The 21,745-nt window shown below is 30.5% G+C and carries 26 protein-coding genes; 7 read left to right on the forward strand and 19 right to left on the reverse strand.

What is annotated here, in order from left to right:
- Positions 1–77: 77 nt before the first annotated feature.
- From BUC16_RS17155 to BUC16_RS17215, 13 genes are all read right to left on the reverse strand, one after another.
- Positions 78–323: a hypothetical protein gene (locus BUC16_RS17155; RefSeq protein ID WP_073372048.1), complete on the reverse strand. Its 246-nt coding sequence runs from the start codon at positions 321–323 to the stop codon at positions 78–80.
- A gap of 178 nt (positions 324–501) precedes the next feature.
- The gene (locus tag BUC16_RS17160) at positions 502–1,275 is read right to left on the reverse strand and encodes a hypothetical protein (protein ID WP_073372049.1); all 774 of its coding nucleotides are present in this window, start codon (positions 1,273–1,275) and stop codon (positions 502–504) included.
- A gap of 181 nt (positions 1,276–1,456) precedes the next feature.
- Positions 1,457–1,921, reverse strand: coding sequence for a hypothetical protein (locus BUC16_RS17165; protein WP_073372050.1), 465 nt, complete (start codon positions 1,919–1,921; stop codon positions 1,457–1,459).
- 93 nt (positions 1,922–2,014) lie between these two features.
- Positions 2,015–3,088: a hypothetical protein gene (locus tag BUC16_RS17170; RefSeq protein WP_073372051.1), complete on the reverse strand. Its 1,074-nt coding sequence runs from the start codon at positions 3,086–3,088 to the stop codon at positions 2,015–2,017.
- Between the two features lie 26 nt (positions 3,089–3,114).
- Positions 3,115–3,594 (reverse strand): hypothetical protein, encoded by a 480-nt coding sequence (locus tag BUC16_RS17175; protein ID WP_141226195.1) that lies wholly within the window; start codon positions 3,592–3,594, stop codon positions 3,115–3,117.
- 194 nt (positions 3,595–3,788) lie between these two features.
- Complete coding sequence (locus BUC16_RS17180; protein ID WP_073372053.1) at positions 3,789–4,373, reverse strand: hypothetical protein; 585 nt, start codon at positions 4,371–4,373, stop codon at positions 3,789–3,791.
- 151 nt (positions 4,374–4,524) lie between these two features.
- On the reverse strand, positions 4,525–4,902 hold the full coding sequence (locus BUC16_RS17185; RefSeq protein ID WP_073372054.1) for a hypothetical protein: 378 nt from the start codon (positions 4,900–4,902) through the stop codon (positions 4,525–4,527).
- A 211-nt stretch (positions 4,903–5,113) separates the two neighbouring features.
- Positions 5,114–5,653, reverse strand: a complete 540-nt coding sequence (locus BUC16_RS17190) for a hypothetical protein (protein WP_141226196.1) — start codon at positions 5,651–5,653, stop codon at positions 5,114–5,116.
- A gap of 167 nt (positions 5,654–5,820) precedes the next feature.
- On the reverse strand, positions 5,821–6,432 hold the full coding sequence (locus tag BUC16_RS17195) for a PH domain-containing protein (RefSeq protein WP_073372056.1): 612 nt from the start codon (positions 6,430–6,432) through the stop codon (positions 5,821–5,823).
- Positions 6,433–6,612: 180 nt separating this feature from the next.
- The gene (locus BUC16_RS17200; RefSeq protein WP_141226197.1) at positions 6,613–7,116 is read right to left on the reverse strand and encodes a hypothetical protein; all 504 of its coding nucleotides are present in this window, start codon (positions 7,114–7,116) and stop codon (positions 6,613–6,615) included.
- A 214-nt stretch (positions 7,117–7,330) separates the two neighbouring features.
- Positions 7,331–7,750 carry a hypothetical protein gene (locus tag BUC16_RS17205; protein WP_073372058.1) on the reverse strand — a complete coding sequence of 140 codons (420 nt, stop codon included), beginning with the start codon at positions 7,748–7,750 and terminating at the stop codon, positions 7,331–7,333.
- Positions 7,751–8,004: 254 nt separating this feature from the next.
- On the reverse strand, positions 8,005–8,412 hold the full coding sequence (locus BUC16_RS17210) for a hypothetical protein (protein ID WP_073372059.1): 408 nt from the start codon (positions 8,410–8,412) through the stop codon (positions 8,005–8,007).
- A gap of 152 nt (positions 8,413–8,564) precedes the next feature.
- Complete coding sequence (locus tag BUC16_RS17215) at positions 8,565–9,056, reverse strand: thermonuclease family protein (RefSeq protein WP_073372060.1); 492 nt, start codon at positions 9,054–9,056, stop codon at positions 8,565–8,567.
- 97 nt (positions 9,057–9,153) lie between these two features.
- On the opposite strand from BUC16_RS17215, the gene BUC16_RS17220 reads away from it, so the two are divergent.
- From BUC16_RS17220 to BUC16_RS17235, 4 genes are all read left to right on the forward strand, one after another.
- A complete protein-coding gene (locus BUC16_RS17220) occupies positions 9,154–9,957 on the forward strand; it encodes a hypothetical protein (RefSeq protein ID WP_073372061.1) in 804 nt (267 codons plus the stop codon).
- A 68-nt stretch (positions 9,958–10,025) separates the two neighbouring features.
- Complete coding sequence (locus BUC16_RS17225; protein WP_073372062.1) at positions 10,026–10,478, forward strand: DUF5675 family protein; 453 nt, start codon at positions 10,026–10,028, stop codon at positions 10,476–10,478.
- 12 nt (positions 10,479–10,490) lie between these two features.
- Positions 10,491–10,754, forward strand: coding sequence for a hypothetical protein (locus BUC16_RS17230; RefSeq protein ID WP_073372063.1), 264 nt, complete (start codon positions 10,491–10,493; stop codon positions 10,752–10,754).
- Positions 10,744–10,986, forward strand: a complete 243-nt coding sequence (locus tag BUC16_RS17235; RefSeq protein ID WP_244534386.1) for a hypothetical protein — start codon at positions 10,744–10,746, stop codon at positions 10,984–10,986. The genes BUC16_RS17230 and BUC16_RS17235 overlap by 11 nt, the downstream gene beginning before the upstream one ends.
- Positions 10,987–12,012: 1,026 nt before the next feature.
- On the opposite strand, the gene BUC16_RS17250 is transcribed toward BUC16_RS17235, so the two are convergent.
- The 6 genes from BUC16_RS17250 to BUC16_RS17275 all read right to left on the reverse strand — a co-directional run bounded on the left by BUC16_RS17250 (position 12,013) and on the right by BUC16_RS17275 (position 18,895).
- Positions 12,013–13,086, reverse strand: coding sequence for a hypothetical protein (locus BUC16_RS17250; protein WP_141226198.1), 1,074 nt, complete (start codon positions 13,084–13,086; stop codon positions 12,013–12,015).
- A 154-nt stretch (positions 13,087–13,240) separates the two neighbouring features.
- Positions 13,241–14,836, reverse strand: coding sequence for a reverse transcriptase domain-containing protein (locus tag BUC16_RS17255; RefSeq protein ID WP_073372067.1), 1,596 nt, complete (start codon positions 14,834–14,836; stop codon positions 13,241–13,243).
- Between the two features lie 646 nt (positions 14,837–15,482).
- The gene (locus BUC16_RS17260) at positions 15,483–15,800 is read right to left on the reverse strand and encodes a hypothetical protein (protein WP_073372068.1); all 318 of its coding nucleotides are present in this window, start codon (positions 15,798–15,800) and stop codon (positions 15,483–15,485) included.
- Positions 15,801–15,818: 18 nt separating this feature from the next.
- Positions 15,819–17,639, reverse strand: a complete 1,821-nt coding sequence (locus BUC16_RS17265; protein WP_073372069.1) for a DUF8451 domain-containing protein — start codon at positions 17,637–17,639, stop codon at positions 15,819–15,821.
- A 57-nt stretch (positions 17,640–17,696) separates the two neighbouring features.
- Positions 17,697–18,257 carry a hypothetical protein gene (locus tag BUC16_RS17270; protein WP_073372070.1) on the reverse strand — a complete coding sequence of 187 codons (561 nt, stop codon included), beginning with the start codon at positions 18,255–18,257 and terminating at the stop codon, positions 17,697–17,699.
- 38 nt (positions 18,258–18,295) lie between these two features.
- Positions 18,296–18,895 carry a master DNA invertase Mpi family serine-type recombinase gene (locus BUC16_RS17275; protein ID WP_073372074.1) on the reverse strand — a complete coding sequence of 200 codons (600 nt, stop codon included), beginning with the start codon at positions 18,893–18,895 and terminating at the stop codon, positions 18,296–18,298.
- Positions 18,896–18,941: 46 nt separating this feature from the next.
- Between BUC16_RS17275 and BUC16_RS17525 the strand changes: the two genes are divergently transcribed.
- Genes BUC16_RS17525 through BUC16_RS17295 form a run of 3 tightly spaced genes read left to right on the forward strand, consistent with a single transcriptional unit; the run spans position 18,942 to position 21,472 of the window.
- Positions 18,942–20,390 carry an HI_1054 family type III restriction endonuclease gene (locus BUC16_RS17525; RefSeq protein WP_084546329.1) on the forward strand — a complete coding sequence of 483 codons (1,449 nt, stop codon included), beginning with the start codon at positions 18,942–18,944 and terminating at the stop codon, positions 20,388–20,390.
- Between the two features lie 10 nt (positions 20,391–20,400).
- The gene (locus tag BUC16_RS17290) at positions 20,401–21,264 is read left to right on the forward strand and encodes an SDH family Clp fold serine proteinase (protein WP_073372071.1); all 864 of its coding nucleotides are present in this window, start codon (positions 20,401–20,403) and stop codon (positions 21,262–21,264) included.
- Position 21,265: 1 nt separating this feature from the next.
- The gene (locus BUC16_RS17295) at positions 21,266–21,472 is read left to right on the forward strand and encodes a hypothetical protein (protein ID WP_073372072.1); all 207 of its coding nucleotides are present in this window, start codon (positions 21,266–21,268) and stop codon (positions 21,470–21,472) included.
- Positions 21,473–21,745: the final 273 nt, after the last annotated feature.

Raw genomic sequence — 21,745 nt, forward strand, 5'->3', positions numbered from 1 at the left:
TTTAAAAATTCAACTAACAAAGAAAAACATTTATCTTTGAATTAATTAACAGAACACTCTCTTAGTAAAAGTCCAAATTAGTTTGAAGACGTACAAGCACCGATATAAAAATCTTCTTCACCAACTTCTTTTTTTCGTTTATCAATACTGATTTCTGTTGGTTCAAATATAACAGCGCATTTGCTTTTAATTATTAGAGTGTCAGTTACCTTTTTTGAAATTTGAATGTTTTCTGAAGTTGTATTTTCTAGAGATTTCTTTTCTTTCTTATCACAAGAAATAAAGAATACAATAATTAAGATTAGGAGTGTATTTACTTTCATTTTTTCATTTTTTTTTGTCCACCTAAAATGAGGCACAACGTTCTCGCGCTTGGTGAGGTTGTGGATTAAAGATGCGATATTTTTCGGTTAAACACAAATTTTCCAATTACAAAACCATCTTTAAATTCAGCCTAAAACCCCAATCTCGCCAAATGGCTGTTGGCAGAAGTTTTTTTTATTATATATCAAATTCACTTATAAAACTTTTATACTTATCGTCTTTTTCATAGTAATAATATGCTATATAAATTTTTGTTTTTTTTGGTATTTTTTTTATATACTTGTTACTAATTATAGTATTTTCAGACAAACATTTGAGAATTTCTTTTGATAAATCATCATTATCAAACTCTGTTATAGCTTTGACTTTTTTTATTTTTAGATCACGATTAACTTTAATTTCGTAAAGTGCAATTTTATTATTTTTCACTTCAAACCCTTTAAAATCATTTTCACATTTTTTAGGATAAACAATACTTAACTTATTTTCATTTGGGAACTTAATTTTATTTTCTTTCAAAATTTCCAAAATAGATAATCTTCTTTGAATAGATTCATTATGATTTTTTTGAGCATTTGGATATTTCTCTAAATTAAAAATTTTGTCTATTTGTTCTGAGCCTGAACAATAGCCGAAACTTAATTTTTCATTATAAGTGCTTGCAAAAACTAACCAAATTGAGTTTTCGGGAACATATAAAGCACAAGAACTATTAATTGCGTAATTTATTTTGATTGTTTGTAGTTTTTCTCCCTTATAGAGATCTAATACTTCAATTTCAGCGTTTTGATAATCAAAATCATTTTCAATATTGGTGATTTTTAATATTTTAACTTTTGCGACAAATTCAGATCTTTGAAAATTTTCAATTAAAGTTGCTCCATCACAAACACAACTAAAAGCATAATTTGAATAGAAATAGAATAAAATAATTAAAAGAGTTTTTTTCATAAATATTTATTTAAAATTTATTAGTTTATTGAATACTCTCATTTTTTCTCAAAATTTCTGCCAACGTTCTGGCACTACAGCGGGTTTGGGATTAAAAATGCGTAATCTTTCGGTTATGCCAAAACTTCCAAATACAAAACCAACTTCCCATTAAGCCAATTGCCCAAATCCGTTATAGCTGTTATGCACAGTGCTTTTTTACTATCAGTGTAGAATTAATTACAGCTTTTATCACACTTATTGTAACTAATATTTGAAGAAAAGAAAACAAAGCTATTTCATAATTTAAACCTGTGATTTTTTCAGCAGAAAATTCTTTTCCAAACACATTCTTCATATTTTGAGCACTATCAATAAAATTCAAGAAAAAGTAAGTCAAGGCTAAACCACTTATCAGCAAAATAAAATTATGAAAAAGGTTCTTGAATTTCTGTTTAAACTGTCTAACTAATGTCAATATGAACAATGAAACTAGCAAAAAGAAAGATAACATTAATCCAACTGTCATTTGAATATTATTGCCAAAAACGGGGATGACAAAAATGGTTTTAGAATATGTACTTCTACAAAGTAAAGCCATTCCAAATAACCCAATTATTAAACTCAATAAAAAATATAGAAACTCAAATAGAATTTTTTTTTTCATATGATTTTGATTTAATTTCTTCAGTTGTGCATTGTGAATAACTTTATGATGCTTTACATAGGAACGGCTGTTAGCGGGCGTTATTTTTTTTTATCAGTAATCTTTAAATAAAATCTTTCCGAAATCTTTTGGAGTCGTTATTTCTTCTTTAGAATTTCCATCCCCATACCTATGGACAAATTTTGAACCAACTCGGTGTAATAACCAGTTTTTAGCTACTTCCGAGTATTTAAATGTAACTATTTCATAGGTGCCAGAGGTATTTCCATACCCAGTATATTCAAGAGAAAAATATCCGTTTTTAATTACAACTTTATCAAAAATATGTCCGTCTACATTGTCTAATTCTATGTTGTCGTTTTGAACTACTAGTTTGTAGGTGCCATCATCTTGCCCTGTAAATAGATAAAAATGTTCTTTGGTCTCAGGCTCAGTACTTATTTTGAATCGTAAAATAATATCTTCAAAATTGTCTCGGTTCAAATCACCTGAATATGCTCTACATTCAGAAGTAGTATCCGGTAGATATTTTTTTATTTTCTTACGCAGTATGACATCGTATAAATTTTCTTTGATATTACCAAAATATTCACCTCCAATATTTTGCATTTCACTTTCTGTTACAATAATTGGTTTTTGGGGTGCTGGTGCAAAAACTTTGTGCACAAAAAGTTCCTCATCTCTTTTTAAAATCCAATAATGACTACCATATTCAGAGTGGTAATTGAATGTTATTTTTCGATAACTACCATAATTACTTTCTGTACCTATATATTCAACAGTAAAGTTGCAATCTTTAGAAATCGTAATTTTATCAAAGACTATCCCATTCTTATTGTTGAAACTGAAAATATCTTTATCTACAATATTTAATGTTCCATCTTTTTTCGCTAGAAGTAAATAAAAGTGTTCATTTTCTGACGGCTCATTTAACACCTTGAAGCGTAAAAGAGCATCTTTAATTCCATCACGATTTAAGTCGCCTACATACATACGAGTTTCCGAAAGTATGGCTGATTTGGGAACGAATTCTTCCGCTTTCTGAACGGAAATTCCTTGCCCTAAACAACTAATAAGGCAACAAAAGAATAAGATAGTTGTCAAATATTTACCAAAATTCAATTTCACCATAGTCTTTTCCCATTTATATTGCTCGTTTTTTGTCATAATGCCCAAATCCGTTGTAGTGGCTGTTACCTGCTGGCTTTGTATATTCCGATTAATTTACTTTCCTTTTTGTTTTGAATTACGTTTTCTTTGACTGTTGTCCAAGGTATTCTTATTCTTTCATATCCTCTGTAAATAGTTTCCCAATTATTTCCATTTGGTTTTTGAAGGAATGATTTATAAACTTTATCATTTTTCACAAATTGAAGAATCCTATATTCACCATTGATTAATCCAATAACACTTTCGTAAAATTTGTTGACTAATTCTTCAGAATCGGCAGAGAAAAATTGACACCAAATGTAATCAGTCGATATATTAAGTTCATCTTCATTCTGTAAATTCAGATTGATTTCAAAATCAATTCCATTCTGTTTTGGTATATCCATTGACAAATCTAAATTTTCATTGTCGTAGTCCATTATCATAGTTAGGTTAGGAAAATCATTTTGTATTTCCTTAAACTTCTTTTCTGCTATTTTAAAACATCTTGCTTTCTGTGTCATTTTTTTAAGCTTGCAGGTAACGTTCTGGGACTACAGCGGGTTTGGGACTAAATTAAGCCCTATTCTCGGATTTGCCACCCGAGTCCCGATAAGTATCGGGACGAACAGGCGAAGCAAATCATCCCAAGTACAAAACCAATTTCAAATTAAGCCAATTGCACAAATCCGTTGTAGTAGCTGTTAGCAAACGGTTTTTACTTGTTAGACAGTAACTTTTCCAGCTTCCAATAATCGCCACTTTGTCCAAATTCATTTGTGTTCGATTTTGTTCCTAAAATTATACTGTCACCGCAATCAAAGCAAATTTTTACGATGCCAATAATTTTTGATTTTTTCTTGAATATTAGAATGTCTCTATAAACATATACGCAGGCATATTCCATAATTTCGTCATGCTTCTTCTCGGTAAAAATCTCATCGATTTCCTTAAACTTTTTTGAGTCGACATTAGATTTTTTATAATCAATTGATTCCAAATTTTTTAAAAAGTCTACGCTGTTTATTTCCTTTGGAATATCTTTAAGAATAACTCCGAAACGAAAAGCGTCTTTTTCAGATTTCTTTTGATTATCGTAGAGTTCGCCAATTTTTTCTTCACTGAAATTATTTTTATAATGAATTATTTCATCGTAGTCAAAATACTTGTCTCCAGTAATTTTCGGTTCTTTATAAACAGCAATTTCTCCTTTTGGTTTTGGAGGTTGTGGAATATTTTTCTGATCGCTTTTCGAATTGCATCCGATAAACGAAATAACTAATAATAAAACTATTTTCCTCATATTACGTAAAAGGTTGTGAAACTGTTTGCTAACGTCTTGGCACTACAGCGGGTTTGGGACTAAATTAAGACCATTCTTCGGATTTGCCAAATCATCCAAATACAAAAACAACTTTCCATTAAGCCAATTGCCAAATTCGTTATTGTTACTGTTATCGGCTTTCATTTTTATCTATATTTCCTTTTATAACTTTGTGACAAAATCCTAAATTAAATATTGAACCAACAACTATTAGAGAAATAAAATAAATGCATAATGTTGTTAAATACATCCATATTTCACTATCTTCAAAAACATGTTTAAAGAAATTATATTTTGTCAGATAATTGGGTAAGATACAAGCTAAAACAACTGGTATTGTCCAATGTAAACCTACCAAAACATTTATGGCGAATTTAGATTTAAAGTAATCTAAATATTTATATAGAAAATTGTCAGATAAAATTTTAGTTAAATAAGAGAGCCCCAGAATTAACAAAACTATTCCAAATAAAAAAGCTCTTATTCTGGGATCATTATTAAATATCATATCATTTTGTTTAAGAGTTATGGAATGGTTACCGCTACGTTCCCTTGCTACAGCGGGTTTGGGACTAAATTAAGCCCTATTCTAGGATTTGCCACCCGAGTCCCGATAGGTATCGGGACGAACAGGCGAAGCAAATCATCCCAAATACAAAACCAACTTCCCATTAAGCCTATTGCCCAAATCCGTTGTAGCTGTTGGCGGTAGCATTTTACTACTCGTCTTGTTCAAGTTCGAGCCATTTTTTTTCAAAATAGACTATCCCTTTCGTGTTTTTATCTAGTACTTCTGTTTTCGCAAAATTGCCTATATTTTCTTTGAACTTAAGTTCAATATCTTTCATTTTATTTGTATCATAAAATGCTCCGTATGGACAGTTAAATGGATTATTTTCAACGTCATTTGTAAAAATTGACAAGAGTATCATTCTTTTTGAATTTAGATCTGGTTTCTCAAAACCAAATATTCTATGATCACGTTTCATATTGGCAACAATCCATATTAGGCTATCATTTTTGCTAATTAATGCTTTGTTAATATATTCTTCATCTTTTTCAATCATTTCCGAGTTTTCTTTTTCGATTGTTTCAAGTTTACTATCTTGACTTATTTCAACTTTCGGTCTTTTTAAACTATCAATTTCTAATTTTTCAATATGGTTAACTTTTGATTTTTCGATAGGTTTTAATTCCTTTTCATTTTTACAAGAAGTAAAAAAGAATGAAATAATAAGTAAAAATGTAAGTTTCTTCATTTTCTGTTTTTTTCTGAATGTTACCACCAACGTTCTGGCACTACAGCGGGTTTGGGATTAAATTAAACCCTATTGTCGGATTTGCCAAATCATCCCAAATACAAAACCATCTTTCCATTATGCCTAAAACCCCAATCTCGCCAAACGGCTGTTAACAGCTGGCAAAATTATGGTCTATATTCAGTTTTATAACCTGGATTTGTATCTGGTCTTAATGCATTAGGATAATTGTAGTCAGTCTTGATATCAACAGAAATTTGTTTAATCATTTTAAAAACCTCATAAGGATTTTCAATAGCTATTAATTTATCATATACTCGATTCCCTTTATCTCCAACACGGCCACTATAAGCTTGAATCGTTCCAACATTGTATAAATTTTCAATAGGATTTACATTTACTTCAATATCGGAAATTTTATCATAATCAATCGCTTTGAAATCTGTTCCTAAAAAGCCACTTCTCATCATAATTCTTTTGTTCGTGTAAGTGTAATATGTATTGTTGTAAACCAATAATAATCTAAAAATGTTTAGTATGCTACCCCAAAATGGAAAAAGATGTAATAAAAAAAATGGAATTGTGAAGTAACTCGATTCGTCAAGTTCTATGTTTCTAATGAAACCAAAGTAATCAATACAAAACCATACTATACCAATTATTAAAAAAGGAATTCCTGTTGTCAAAAAGGGAATAAATTTTGGTTTTCCAATCCATAATGTTTTTTCATTATTGTCGAGTACTTGTTCAAATTGCTTTGGTAATTCTGTTTGTTTCATATTTATATTGAGTGTTTATATTGAGTGTTTATATTGCTTGCTGTTAACGTTCTGGCGCTTGGCGAGGTTGGGGAATAAAGACGCGAAATTTTTCGGTTAAACACAAATTTTCCAAATACAAAACCATTTTTCCATTAAGCCAATTGCCCAAATCCGTTGTAGTGGCTGTTATGCGTTCGTTTATTTTTTTTCTTTTTTATAAACATCAACTAAACCTCTATTATCAATCAACATTTCATCTTTTTCCATCTTTATTATTCTGTCTTCTATTCTTTCGTAATATTTTCCATCTACGGATTTAATGGCCAATTTTTGCCTGATTAAATCTTTACCAACGAAATCGGTGCTATCAATGTATAAATCTTGTTCAATCGTATTTGTCTTACTATTAAATTTCCAATTTCCAATATCAGTATTTTTTGGCGTAAAAATTTTTTCATAAGTAAAATTTGCTTTATAGATTAATTTTGGACCAGTTGCTTGAACAGTTCCAAAACTGCCTTCATAATTATCAAGTTTCTTTCCATTTATATCACGTGTTTCGATAAAATTCCAACTTCCAATTATATTTTCTGATTTTATATCATTTAAATTTTCTTTCTCAACTTTTGAAGTTTGATTATTTCCTGTTTTAAAGCAACTTGATAATAGTGAGATAATAATTAAGGAATAGATGTATTTCATTTTCGTATTTGGTTTAATTGACTTTTTTCGTTTTGTTCGGCTTAACTGACGCATAACGTTCTGGTACTACAGCGGGTTTGGGACTAAATTAAGTCCTTTCTTCTGATTTGTCAAATCATCCCAAATACAAGACCAGCTTTCCATTAAGCCAATTGCCCAAATCCGTTGTAGTAGCTGTTGGCGGTTCGGCTATTTTATGTTTTCCAATTAGTTTTTACGCTTCTGCTATTTTTTCTACTTTGTTTTTTAGATGAAAAATTACATTCAAAAGTATTATCGCAATAAAATTTATACTTATTTCTGTTAATCCGTTTAGATTATTAATGTCAATTCTCGCCATACTATGTCCAAACATAAAAGTTGCAATTGTGTCATTTGTCAAGTTCAGTTTTATTCCGCCATAAATTCCTGCTGTAAAATGAAAAGCATAACCTAAAACACCAAAACCAATAATTTGTATTAATTGATTATAAACTGACAGATTTAAACCTTTAATATTTCGTTTTTTAATTAGTAAATATCCACAATAAATTGAAAAACTATACAAAAGAAATATAGCCAATAGCAATAAAAATATACCACCATTAATTTGAGTAAAATTTGGAAGAAATCGTATTGTATTTAAAAATTCCAACTATTCCGCCGATTAATTGATAAAATCCCAAATATTTTATTTTAAGAGTAATTTCTTCCATTAACTATTTTATCTGTTTCGTTCTTCTCTAGCTGACCGCCAACGTTCTGGTACTACAGCGGGTTTGGGATTAAATCAAGCCCTATTTTCGGATTTGCCAAATCTCCCAAATACAAAACCATATTTCCATTAAGCCTATTGCCCAAATCCGTTGTAGTGGCTGTTAGCGGTAGTTTTTATATGGATAATTTATTTTAATTCAAAGTATTTAATAAATAGAAAACTCCATCAATTTCTTTTTTATAAGTTTCAATTGGCATTGTTGGAAAAATAATATCTGGAAGAGGCAATTTCGCTTTTACGTACTTATAAGCCTCGTTCAAACCTAAGGTAGCGTCTTTATAACATTCATAGATGTGTTCTCTCGATTTAATTTCGTTTATAGGTATTTCATAGATTGACATCGCAGTAAGAATTTCGTGTTCTTTGCCATTATAAAATTCAACAAGGACATATTTCTTAGTTATTTTAAGCTTCACCTTATTGTTAACGATGAATGGAGGTTCAGTTCTAAAATCAATTCTTGATTCGCCTGGCCCTTCAATGGCAGGAAAATCTAAGGGTGATAAATTATATTCTGTTCTGTATTGTCTTGCATTCATATTATATAGAGTTTATTCAAAAATAAAATTTCTGAAATCGTGTGTCAAAATTACCGCTAACTTGTATATATCTTCTTAACGCCTGTAAAGTATTATATTTATTGGTATTCACTATTTTTTAAAATCAATTAGTACAACATAAGTACAACAAATCAGAATACTTTTACTTGACTATAGATCCCAATACCATTGAGCTGTGCTTGGCGGTTCATCATTTGATATTCTGCAAGCTTGCCACAATAATACTGATGAGTTGCTTTAGCATACCCATTTTGTAAAAGTAATTCATTTAAGCATAATCCACTAGGCAAAATTACATACCCTAATTGCCTGTTCCAATAGTCATAATAATTTTCCTGTTCTGTAATGATGGTTACAATCGTTTTAGGCGGTGCAACCGACAAAACGAAGTGCAACGATTGCAAACCAAATTGCATCAATAATTGAGCAGGTAAACTGCTTTTCTCTTCATCCTCTTTCATCTTCCTATTAATCTTCACTTCGGGCGCATCCAAGCCATAAAGTCGGATCTCTTTTTTCATTTGAGTGAAACGATTGCAAATGATGATGCTGTCCCCGTCAAGGACTTCTTCAATTTGCCAATGGGTTTCCACTATGAACGGTGCTTTTGCTTTGTATTGCATTGATTTACAGTTATTTAAGTTATTGATAATCAAAGATAATCATTGAACTTTGTTACTGCAATTGCAAGCAAATATTAACTTTAAAAAATTAGAAAAAATGGCAAGACAAAAAGGTGTTATTAAGTATGTTGGAACTCTTGGAGATATCCGACACTTCAAAATTAAAGGACAAGAAGGTTTTTTCGCTGGTATGGTTGGCGGACCTTCTGGAGACCAAGTGATGACTGCTCCTGAATTTGAAAGAACTCGTGAGAATATGAACGAATTTGGCGCTTGTGCCAAAGCAGGGAAATCTGTTCGAACTGGTTTGTCTCAAATAATGAAACAAATGAGTGACAGTCAAGTAACAGGAAGATTAACTTCTATAATGAAGAAAATCAACTTGGAAGATCAAACCGAAGCCAGAGGGTATCGCAAAATTGAAATCTCTACTCAACGAAATTACCTAAAAGGATTTGAGTTTAATAAAAACATTTCTTTAAATGGTATTTTCAATGCTCCTTACTCAGTAACTCACACTCCTGACAGAGCAAGTTGCGAATTTGTAATTCCTGATTTTAATCCAGCGAATTTGGTTAATGCTCCTTCTGGAACCACTCACTTCCGATTGATTACTTCGCTTTCTGTAGTGAGTGATTTTGAGTACAACGCTACTACAAACAGTTATGATCCTATGGATGCTGATTTGAATGAGGTAAACGATATTCAATTCAGTGGTTTCTTGGACTTGTACGCTCCAATTCCTGCTACAACAATATCAGCAACTTTACCTGGTGGAGATGTTCCAACGGCAAATACAACTGTTTTGCAGTGTATTGGAATTGAATTTTACCAACAAGTAGGACCAAATTATTACTTGTTTTCAAGTGGTAGCTGTTTGAAAGTCGAGGATGCATTTTAGAAACAAAACCAAAAAATCCCTCAATCTAATTGGGGGATTTCTTGTTTTAACTCCAATCTATCATAATTATGGAAACTAAAATAATAAGAGTTGCTCAGGGCAAAGAAAGTACATTGAGTCAGTTGTACATTAACGGAATCTTTCAATGTTATTTATTAGAAGATAAAATTAGAGAAGTAAAAATAGCTTCAGAAACTGCCATTCCAAAAGGTGTTTTTAGTCTAAAATTAAACACTTATGGAGCTAAAAACGTGGATTACAAAAAAGCATTTGGAAAACTACACGAAGGAATGATTGAGATTACGGGTTTACCCAATTTTAGTTTTGTGTATATCCATACCGGAAACACTATTAAAGAAACTGCCGGCTGTCCGCTTTGTGGTTTTGGTTTCCAATTTGTTGATGGCAATTATCAAGTTTCTCAAAGTATTTCAGCTTACAAAATGATTTATCCAAAATTGGTTGCACTGGCTAAAATTGAAACGAATAAAATAACTATTGAAAATAACTTTCAATTCTAAAAAGTCCAAATAATGGAAAATATCAATAATATCACGGTGCTTTTTGGAACATTAATCACTTTGTTGCTTTCGGTTGTGGCTTATTTTATCAAGCAATTACACTCTGATTTCAAGAGTATGGAAAAAGATTTGATTGAAGTAAAAACAATGGCTTTAATCATCAAAACGGAGTTCAAAAGTGGTAATGATTTACTGAACCAAAAAGTAGAATATTTAGAAAAAAGAGTACAACACATAGAATTAATAATTTTAAAAAATCAAGAATATGAAAAATAAAAATATGAATGTCGTAGAAAGAACATTGGCACCAACTCCAAAATGGTTTAAAGTTCTTCGCACTGTTGGAATTGCTTTGGCGTCTGTTGGTGGAGTAATAATTGCTTCTCCAGTTGCTTTACCCGTTGGATTGGTTTCAATAGCTGGTTACTTGGTTCTGGGAGGCAGTATTATTTCTGTGGTTTCTCAAACTGCTGTAAAATCAGAAGAAGAACCAAAAGTAAATCTTTAAAACAGTTTAAAAATCAAATTGAAAGCTCCGAAATTCGGAGCTTTTTTTGTTTTTGACTGTTTCAATTGGTCATTTGCTTTGTTTTATACCGTTTTATTTAAGTGGGCGGAATATATTGCCCTTATATTGGCTTTAAACAGCTTTCATTCGGCAATCAAAAAGGGGTTGGTTTATCGGAAAAAGGAAAACAAGGAATGCCTAATCTTCAAATTTGTCAGAAGTCATTCGGATGAGGGGGGGATCAGCGCTGTTTTTTTTGAGAGAATGCTTATTGGGGGTTTTCTTTTGGAATCGGGGGTTGTGGCATTCTTTCAAAAAAAATTGCATCCAAGGGGGTTTGGGGGAATGGGAGATTCCCCCAACTGAACTTTCGTAGTGCGTTGGCAGTAGCGAAACAAGGGTATCGTTTTTTATTTGCTGACTGGGTTTTTTCTGATTGCTTTTAAAGTTGGCTTGATGTACCATAACTTGTCCTGGAATAAAAATTTCTATTCAACTGATTTGGTGCTTCGAAGTATAGAGCATCAAGACAGCTTAAAAGCAATTTCCTGCTATGTTTCTGGCAAATAAAAAACGATACTCTTGTGGGGAAATTTGATTTTTGAGGATGCCTAACTGTTCTTGTGAAATGGAGGATTTCTATTTAGGAATAAACGTTGTTCGAAGTAGCTATGGCATCTTCAAAAAACAATGCAAATACTGATCCTATTTCGGGTGGGAGCGTTGGGGAGGGGATATTTTACATAATAAGCTTATGGTTTCGGTGGGGCTGGTGTTCAGCCACAGTGAACCATAATGGCTTATTATGTAACATAGCTTGGGGGTGGTTTTGGGCTTTCGAGCGTTGGGAAGTAGCTTATTGTAGTTGTGGAGTTTACGGAGCAAGCTACAATGTGCTACTAGAGCGTTGGCAAAAGCCCAAAACCACAGGAGGGTTGGCAGAGCGTTGGCCGGGTGGGCGCAAAAAGGTCAGCGATAGCGTTCCTATTTTTTTATTTTTGAAAAGGTTGTTTATTGACAGTATTTTTATTTAGCATCCAGTATTCCATCTGGTTTATTGATTAATGGATCAAGCCAATCTGCTTTATCAATCGCCCAATTTATCCATTCTTGTTTTTCAGAAGTTAAACTATTAGTGTCGATAGCATTCTGCTTGATGGCTTCAATATATTGTCTAATTAAAAGTGTTTTGCTGTATTGTTCTGATAACGCAACAAGTTTATTGAATTTGACTACTTCTTCATCCCTACGTTTTTTAATTTCTGCCTGACGTTTTTCCTCTTCTTCTCTTTTTAAATTTGCAATACGCGATTTTTCTTTCCACTCTTTTTCTATTTGGGCTTCGATTTCAATTTTGGCTACAATTTTGGCCAAAAGCATTTCTATTTTTACTTTGCCATCTCTCCATTCTCTCTCTGGGTAATATTTTCCTATTTTAAAAATAAATTCACCTATAGGGACTAATTCTGTTCCGCTATAGGGATGTTTTGCGGGGACTCTTTTTGATGCCTCTCTCAAATCTATTTCAATGAAAATTCCATCTATAAGTACTCCTGTATCATCATATTGTTTAGAAATTGTATGCCCTCTATATCTAATCAATTTTGTGAAGGCATCCATAAATCGTAACCCTCTTTCTCTGTTATTTTTCTCAACCCGGATTGGATATATAATTCTATTATCATTTCGATATGAGGTAAAAGAAATTTTACCTTGCCAATACTGTTTGGTTTGAATGGTGAGAATATCTGGTTTTTTTATTTCATCAGGAACAATTAAAGGAGCATTAGGATCATTCTCAATTTCTTTGGTTCTAATGGTTAATGGTGTTTGGTCTACATTGATTGGATTGCCTTCTTCCCTTATCGTTAGAATGATTTTATCAACTCCACCGAAAATTGGGTTGAGCTTTTCTTTTTTATATTTTTTATTGAATTTAAGTTTTGACCAATAACTACCATCAGGCATTGGGATTTCAAATTGTTTACACAATTTTTTAATTCCATCATTTGTATATGCATATTGGTGCGTCAACTTTGAAAGTGTTGTTGACCATACTATATCGTATAATTCTTTTCTAGTTAATTCGATAGTTTCCATAAAAAACACCATTTTAAAAGATTAAATTAAAGGTACAAAATGTTGTTTTAAAAATGGAATTAGCGAAATGAAGCAAACAAAGATGTGAGTTTAGGAATACTTGGACTAAACGAGGATTTTGTGAAGCTGAATGAGATAATGGGCTAAAAGAAGTCTATTCTTTATAAATAACCTCTTTTACCTTTCTACCAGCTTCAATTTTGGCATTTCTTTTTACTAGTTTGAGCTCATATCTTTGAAATGATTTATTATTAATGGATTGCTCCATAATACTAAAGTGGGAGGTTAGCTGTCTTTTTATACTCAAAGAATTCATCCCTTCTTTTTTTACACCTTTTGAATTTGAATAAAATTCTTTTGAAGAATTTATAGCATAGGAAAGAAAGTTTCTTTTTCCTAAATGGGAATATCTTTCAAATATCTGTTTTTTTAGTATTTTGTCTTTTTTCGATTTATCACTATATGACATCATTATTGACTTAATAATTCTGCCTTTCATTTTTCGAAAATATCGTGATAAGCTTCCTGGACGAATATATATGTTTTGTCCATTAAATTCAAAACCTAAATATTGTAAATTCTTATAATATTGTTGTTCATTTTGGTTATTTATTGTAGCATTATTTTTTATTATTTTACTCTTATTAAATGCTCTAATAACCCCTTTGGAATTTACTTTGAATTCAATTAACTCTGTCTTTTTACTTTGAATTGTAACTTTGTATTTTTCAATTTCTAGGACTAGTTTTTTATTTATTTTTTTAGCATCATTAGTATTACAAATTATGATGATATCATCGCAATACCTTCTGTATGTGAAATCGAGAATTATACTTTGATCTTTCAACCAATTATCAAAATCAATAAGATAAATATTAGAAAGTACAGCACTCATAGCAGAACCTTGAGGAATACCACGATGTTCAATTGTACCATCTGTTTTGTTTATTTTCTCCTTGTTGGTTACAATCAATTTTCTTTTACGTAATAAATTAAATTTTTCTTTGAAAGTAGAGCCAGCTATACTATCTGGTATTAAATCTAGAAGCGATTGCCAATGCTTATCATATTTGTCTAAATTGATTTGAAAATGCTTTAAAATACTATTCTTACTTATATAGCTATACTTTGTTAATGAACGAAATACTTTATATTGATCAATAGGTAATACAGGTAGTCCAAGAATTTTATGCCACTTTTCTTTTAATATTGAATGGTCAATATTATCAAAATATCCAGTTATATCAATGGCAATTGCTGAACAAGATTTATTAGTCTTAATTCTTTGTTGAACAATATTGAAAACTTCTTTTGCAAACTGTATATTACATTTTCCATCTAAATCAGTTCTGTAAGCTAATATACATTCGTCAAATTTATTAGAAGAGATATATTCTTGATATTTCTCATTTAGTGCAAAAGCATAAAAACCATATATATAAGTGTCAAAATGAGAAGCAAAAGCTATTGGTCTAATTTTAGTATCCAATGCAAATTGTTTTTCAGTTTCTTGATATCTAAATCTTGGAGTTTTAGTTAGAATTTTAACAAATGGTAAAAAAGAATGATTGGCAATAGCTTTTAAATTGATGTCTGAAACCAATTTTTTTATTTGATCACTCTCGTTTTTAAAGTCAAAAAAAGGATCTAATTGAGGATATTTTTTAACAGCAAATTCTTCTTTGCCATCAACAACTTTGTCATAGTATCTTTGCCAAAGTTCATCTGTGTATAATGATTTTACTGCCATATTTTTATAGGGACATTAGCGAGTAAGCAATATCAGTCGTTTTCAATACTCGCTAATGCACAATGTTATACATTGCTTGGCTGATGACTTGCCTCCATCATCAAGGATTTTCACCTATACAAGCCTTAATCCTCACTTGGCCAATCATAAAAATATAAATATCTTTATGTGACACTTCAGATTAGATTTCTCTAACCCTTTCAAGATTACTAACAGCTTGACTGGGACTGCGTTGGTTTTATCCCTTGAAACCTTGCAGAATATGTCTCCTATCTGCTCGGACATACTAAACATAAAGCTTAGGAGGTCTTTTTAACAAAGTAAATGTTATGAAAGTAATAAATAGATTAATATACTTGACTTCTGGTCTATTATTTCTTATATTAGGAGTACAGTCAGGAAATCTGACAGACTGCTTAGAAATAATGGCAGGGTTGTTGCAGGTATATCAACAATTCATCAACTTAAACATCTAACCACTCGGACTTTTCCAAGCGCATATTAATTCCTACAAATATTAAGCCAAAAAAATAATATGCCATTTTGACATTGTTTTTTAAAAATTAGCGAAATGAAGCAAACAAAGACTTGAGTTTAGGAATACTTGGGCTAAATGAAAGTTTTGTGAAGCTGAATGAGATAATGACTATTTAGTTTTATCGTCTTCATTTTTATCTAAATATCCATCATCCCATAGTTCACGGTAGATATTTACATATTCATAAGTTACTGTTGGATTGATTTCATAGTAATATCTACATAATCTTTTAAAAAGAAATACCATTTTATCATCGTAACAATACTCTAATAAAGCATCTATTACACGTTCAATTTCTTTTTCGTTTTTTATCTTATTACGGTAAATTATATCAACCTGTGCTTCGTAAATCAGAAAAGCTTCTTGAGTAATTTTATTTATACTTTCTGCTAATTCTCTGAAACTATCAAGATCATCTTCTTTCATCGAAACAATTATCTAGGTTTAAACCGATTGGTATGCTTGGTCTGGATGATTTGGCATATCAATGATTGTGTGTTGTAGCTTGCCTTCTTCCTTCATAGGTATTATATAATTTCTATACACATAATTCTCATTCCTATTCAATATTAGAGCTATTTGTTTAGCTGAATAACTTTTATGTCTACAAAGCTCATATATAACATCTTTAATTTTATTAGGGTCATTCTCTCTAACACCTAATTTTTCTATTCGTTCTCTTATCACAGAAGGTAACTCCTGTGTTAGCGACAGAGGTTCTGTGTTAAGCAAGTCAGGTTCTGTGTTAAGGATATCGGCTTCTGTGTTAAGAACATCAGGTTCTGTGTTAAGAATACCTGTGGCAATGTAATATGTTGATCTTCCTTTACCTTTTTGTTCTATAAGTTCTTTGTCTCGCAGATTTCTTAATTCGTTACTTGCTTTTAAAACATCACAAGCATTTAATTGTCGGTATGTAGAATTATCTATTGCTCCAGCTTCACGAATAAAGATTAATCCCTTTTTTTGTTCTGTATTCAAATCAAATTGATTAAAGGTATTCAGCCATTGTAAATCACTTTCATTAAGAAAATGATGCAACAATAATCTTGTCGTAAATAAATTGGCTGTGTGGTCACTTTCGAAAGTTGGCGGAGCCAATGATGATTTCTCCATCAGGTTTCTCATCGTTCTAATTCCGCTTCCTTTTGTTTCCGCAAGGTTTGTTTCGTGAAATATTGATGCTATAAATGGATTCCTATTTTTAGATCCTGGTTCTCCCAATTGTTCTTCTGGTTTTAAAGAAAATCCAGGATTCTTGATTTCTATTCTGTTACCGTATCGAATGATTTGAACGGGCTGATTTTCTCTGTAAGTTCTATGAATAAAGGCATTTACTAATGCTTCACGTAACACTTTTGAAGGTAAACCAATTGTATCTGCTTGCAATTTGTCATCACCTAATAGAAATCCTTTTGGTAAATCATCTGCAATGGCACTAAAAGTTCTTTGGACTAACTCAATAAGTGGACCACGCATATCAATTGTGGTAAATCTATTTTCAGGGTCTTCTACCCATTCGTTACCGGGAACTCGGATGTAATCAATACGAACCATTGGCAACAATCTTCGTAATGCTTGACGTTTACCAAAAACTAATAATCCAGTATAGGTTAATTTCCACTCGCCTTTGTCTTTTTTTATACAACCCAAAGATCTTAATAAATCAAAATCATTGTAGCCTAACTCCTCGGCATATTCATTTACTTTGGCACGCAAACTTTTGTATAATGAAATGGCTTCTTCGCTTATATCCTCAATACTAGTATCGTTTACAACGCTACTGTCTAAACTGTCTTCTTTGTTGTAAAAAACAAATAGGTCGTCTTCAGTACATCTTTGGTCGCTTGAACCAATTCTTCTGTATGCACCTTGTGGTAATCCTTTGTTTTTGAAATACAATGGTTTTTGACCATCAGGTAATTCTTTGACAAACATTTTCAAAATTAGTTTGCCATTTGATAGTCTTTCAATTTCTATATCTGGTCTAACGGGTTGGTTGAATAGGGTTGCGGTTTGCGAGGCAATATCCAATTGTAATTTGTCTGGATTAGTAATCCCTTCAATAATATAGTTTTGGAATAAGGAGGTTTCATCTTTAACAACACCAAGCACAATTAGCCCTCCACCCAAACCAGGTTCGTTAGAAAAGGCACAAATAGTTTCCATTATAGAAGTGTCAATTGCAGATCCTTTCTTGGCTTCAATTGTAGTACATTCGTCTGTAATGTTTAAATGCTCTAAAATGTCTTTGATGGGTTCCATAGGATGTTATTATTATATTGATTGTGCAAAATTCAGCAAATCTTATTCTTTATAAATTTAATGTGTTTTGAAACTATTCCATTTTGTTTTTAATTTTCCTGCAATATAAACTTCCATAAAATACAAATCATAGTCTTCTTTTTCAGGTATAACAATCAATCTATAGTTTTTTATTTTTTCTTGTTGTTCAATCAATAAATCTTTGGATAATAATTCTCTTCTTCCCTTATAACCAGAATAATGTTTGGCTTTTAGATAAGAAAAACTAGTTTCGTTGTGTTTCTTCCCCCAAGTATGCTGATATAATCTTCTTAAAACAGTTCTTGAAATACCTACATAAATTGGTACAACTTTACCCTCTTCATTTAATTCTCCAAATACATATAACCCTTTTACCTCATTTTCTTTTTTATTCTTTTTATTTAATGTGTTGTTACAAGTTACCTGTAATTTATTAATAAAATCAATTTGTTTACGACCTTTGTCTATGTGGTATAGATCCTTCACCGTTAAGCATTCCGGATTTGAAAAGCTTTCTTGTATTTTGAGTATAACAGCATCACATTTTTGAACTAATAATGTAATATCATTAGGAAATGGTTCTTTGTTGTAATTCATTCGATCTATTAAAAAAAAACTCTTAATTATTTAATTTATCACAAACTTACATTTTCTTTTACAAATCTAGAAACTGTAAGGCGATGTACCCCTAATATTCTTCCAATGGCACTAATGGAAACATTTTTATTAAGTAAGGTAGTTATCTTTTTTTCGTGCCCTGTTAGTTTGGTTCTAGTAGATTTACAACCTACTGGACGACCTAAAATAACTCCTTCAGCTTTTTTTCTAGCCAAAGCCTCTTTTGTTCTTTGAGATATTAAATTTCTTTCTATTTCTGCTGAAAGTCCAAAAGCAAAAGCCAGTACTTTGGAACTGATATCGTTTCCTAAACGGTAATTATCTTTTATAGTCCAAACTTGAACTTCATTTTGCATACACTGATTTAAAATCCCCATAATCATCAAAAGGCTTCTACCTAAACGCGAAAGTTCGCTACAAATTAGCACGTCCTCTTTTTTCATTTTGTTTAATAGTTTACCTAACTTTCTATTTTCTAATTCTTTTGTTCCCGAAATGGTCTCTTCAATCCATTTATCTACCACAATTTCTTGTTTTTTACAAAACTCATTAATTTCAAATCGTTGATTTTCTAATGTTTGTCTGTCTGTGCTTACTCTGATGTAACCGTATATCATAATTGTATATTTTAAGTTTATAATATACATTTTATGTCGACAAAAATTGTATATTTTATTTATACTATTTTTTTATATAGTATGCGGTGGTTTTTTTGATATAGTGATTGGAAATCCGCCTTATGTAAATGTTGAAAAACTAGATGATTTAACTAAAAAATATTTATTTGAAAAATATGAAAACTGTAAAGGAAGAACAGATTTATATATTGCTTTTATCGAGCAATCTTTAAATTTACTTAAAGTAAATGGATTAAATAATTTTATCATCCCATATGCAGTTACAAATCAAAATTATGGTAGTATTTTAAGAAAAAATCTTGTTGATAAATACTTTATTTCTGAAATAGTTGATACAAGTGAATATATGGTTTTTGATACAGCAATAGTAAAAAATGTGATTTTAAATATTCAAAACTGTAAAAATAGACAAGCTACAAAGATTAAAATTGTAAAATCAGAAAATGATTTTAAAGAAGGTAAATTCAATCTAAAAGTTATAAATCAAAATGTTTTTTTAGGATTAAAGAACTACAGATTTGAAACAAAAGATATTTCAAAATTACTTGATTTAAAAAGCAAAATTCACGAAAATTCTATCCGTTTAGAGCAAATTTGTTTAATTGCTTATGGAGCAAGATTAAACCATAAAACTGAAAAAATAGGTAAAGAAAATTATATTTATCAGGATTTTAAACCAAAATACAAACCATTTACTGAAGGCAAAAATATTGAACGATTTATTTTTACACATAATGCTTGGCTTGATTATCAGTCTGATATTCACTATAATTCTATGTTTCCAGAATTATTTGAAAACGAGAAAATATTTTTTATTAATGTAGTTAAAGACAGATTACGATTTACAGTAATTGATATTGCTAACAAAATAGCAAATGAAATTACTACTACATTCGGAGATTATAGAGGGACTAAATCATTCTATCGTGAACCAGTTAGGAAACACTTTAAAAATAAAAAGCTATCATTTTCATTAAACAAGGGAACAGAAGCAGAAACAGGTAAACCAACAATGCGACACGATATAGACCCTAAATTTTATGTTGATTTAAACAAAGCAGATTGGTATGTTTTTAATGAAAATTATGGTTCATCAGAAGAAAAGTTTTTAGTTAAGTTCTTTGAAAGTCAAATAGAAGAATTAAAAGAAAAATACCAAGACATTTATTTACTTCGAAACGAAAGATTTTTCAAGTTATACAGATATTCGGATGCTAAAGCAACAGAACCGGACTTTGTGTTGTTTATGACAGAGAAAAAATCAGGAGAAGAAATAATTTATCAGTTATTCATAGAACCAAAAGGAACTCATTTATTAAGTACGGATTCTTGGAAAGAAGATTTCTTAATGGGCATCGAAGATGAAGCAGTTATAGAATTGTATCAAAACCAAAGTTATAAACTAATTGGTATGCCATTCTATAATAAAGAAAACAGAGAAAGTGTTTTTGAAGAAAAATTAAAAAATATTTAAAAAAAATAATATGATACCTCCAATTGATAATGTAATAAAAGAAAGATTAAAAGAGAAATTAATAGAAATATCGGAAGCATTGGATGGTGATGTTTTTTCATATTTTGGAATTATAACTGATGGTAATGAAAATCAGATATTAAAACTAATTGAAGAAATAGACAACAAAAAAGATAAGATATTTGTTATATTGACAACAGGAGGAGGTAGTGCAATTGCAGTAGAAAGATACGTTAATATTTTAAGACATCATTATCAGGAGGTTAATTTTATTGTGCCAGATTATGCATTTAGTGCAGGTACTATCTTTTGTATGAGTGGTGATAATATTCATATGGATTATTTTTCGGTATTAGGACCAATTGATCCACAAGTCCAAAACAAAGATGGTAAATGGGTAGCAGCGTTAGGATATTTAGATAAAATCAATGAACTAATTGATAAAGCTCAAAAAAACACTTTAACGCAAGCAGAATTTGTAATTTTAAAAGATTTTGATTTAGCTGAATTAAAAGGATACGAGCAAGCTAAAGAGTTAACTATTGACTTGCTTAAAAAATGGTTGGTTAAGTATAAGTTTAAGGATTGGTCACAGCATCAAACAAATCCAGCTTTAATAGGACAACTTGTTACATTAGAAGAAAAAGAAACTAGAGCAAATGAAATTGCTGACATATTAAGTAATAATAATGAATGGAAATCTCACGGTAGACCAATTAATATAGAAACTTTAGAGAAGAAATTAAGACTTAAGATAGAAGATTATTCTAATGAAGCAATAAGACCATTAATTAGAGAGTATTATGAATTACTTTCTAATTTTGTAAATAAAAATAATATTTCTATTTTTGTCCAAACTAAAAACTTTATCTAATATGAAAAAATCAATAACAGATTCTTTAAAAAAAGTAGTTAAAGAAAATAAAGTTAGTAAAGAAGATTTTTCGGCTGTTAAAAGTTATTACGAAGCAATTAAAATTTATGATAATTTAGTATCGGATGGTTTAGCAGAAAAAAGGGGGTATAATCTAAAAACTATTGATAGTAAAAATAATTTAGTTTTATTTAATTCACTTGTATAATATTTTTAAATATACTTTTAAAGCAGGCGTTATAGCCTGCTTTTTTTGTTAAAATAGGATTTATAATAATAATTATAAATTAGTATTTTCTGTAAACATAGCGTTAAGTGCAAAAGTAGTTGGGTTGATATTGATTATTTCGAAAGAGTAATTTTGTAAAATAAATAATAGATTTGATTGTAAATCGTCAGCAAAAAGTGGACTGATTTAGACAAAAAATAAGAGAGTGTTTTCAAAATCCTTAAATTTGAAATAAGTATGAAAACACCAAGA

Source organism: Flavobacterium fluvii (assembly GCF_900129545.1).
GTDB lineage: Bacteria > Bacteroidota > Bacteroidia > Flavobacteriales > Flavobacteriaceae > Flavobacterium > Flavobacterium fluvii.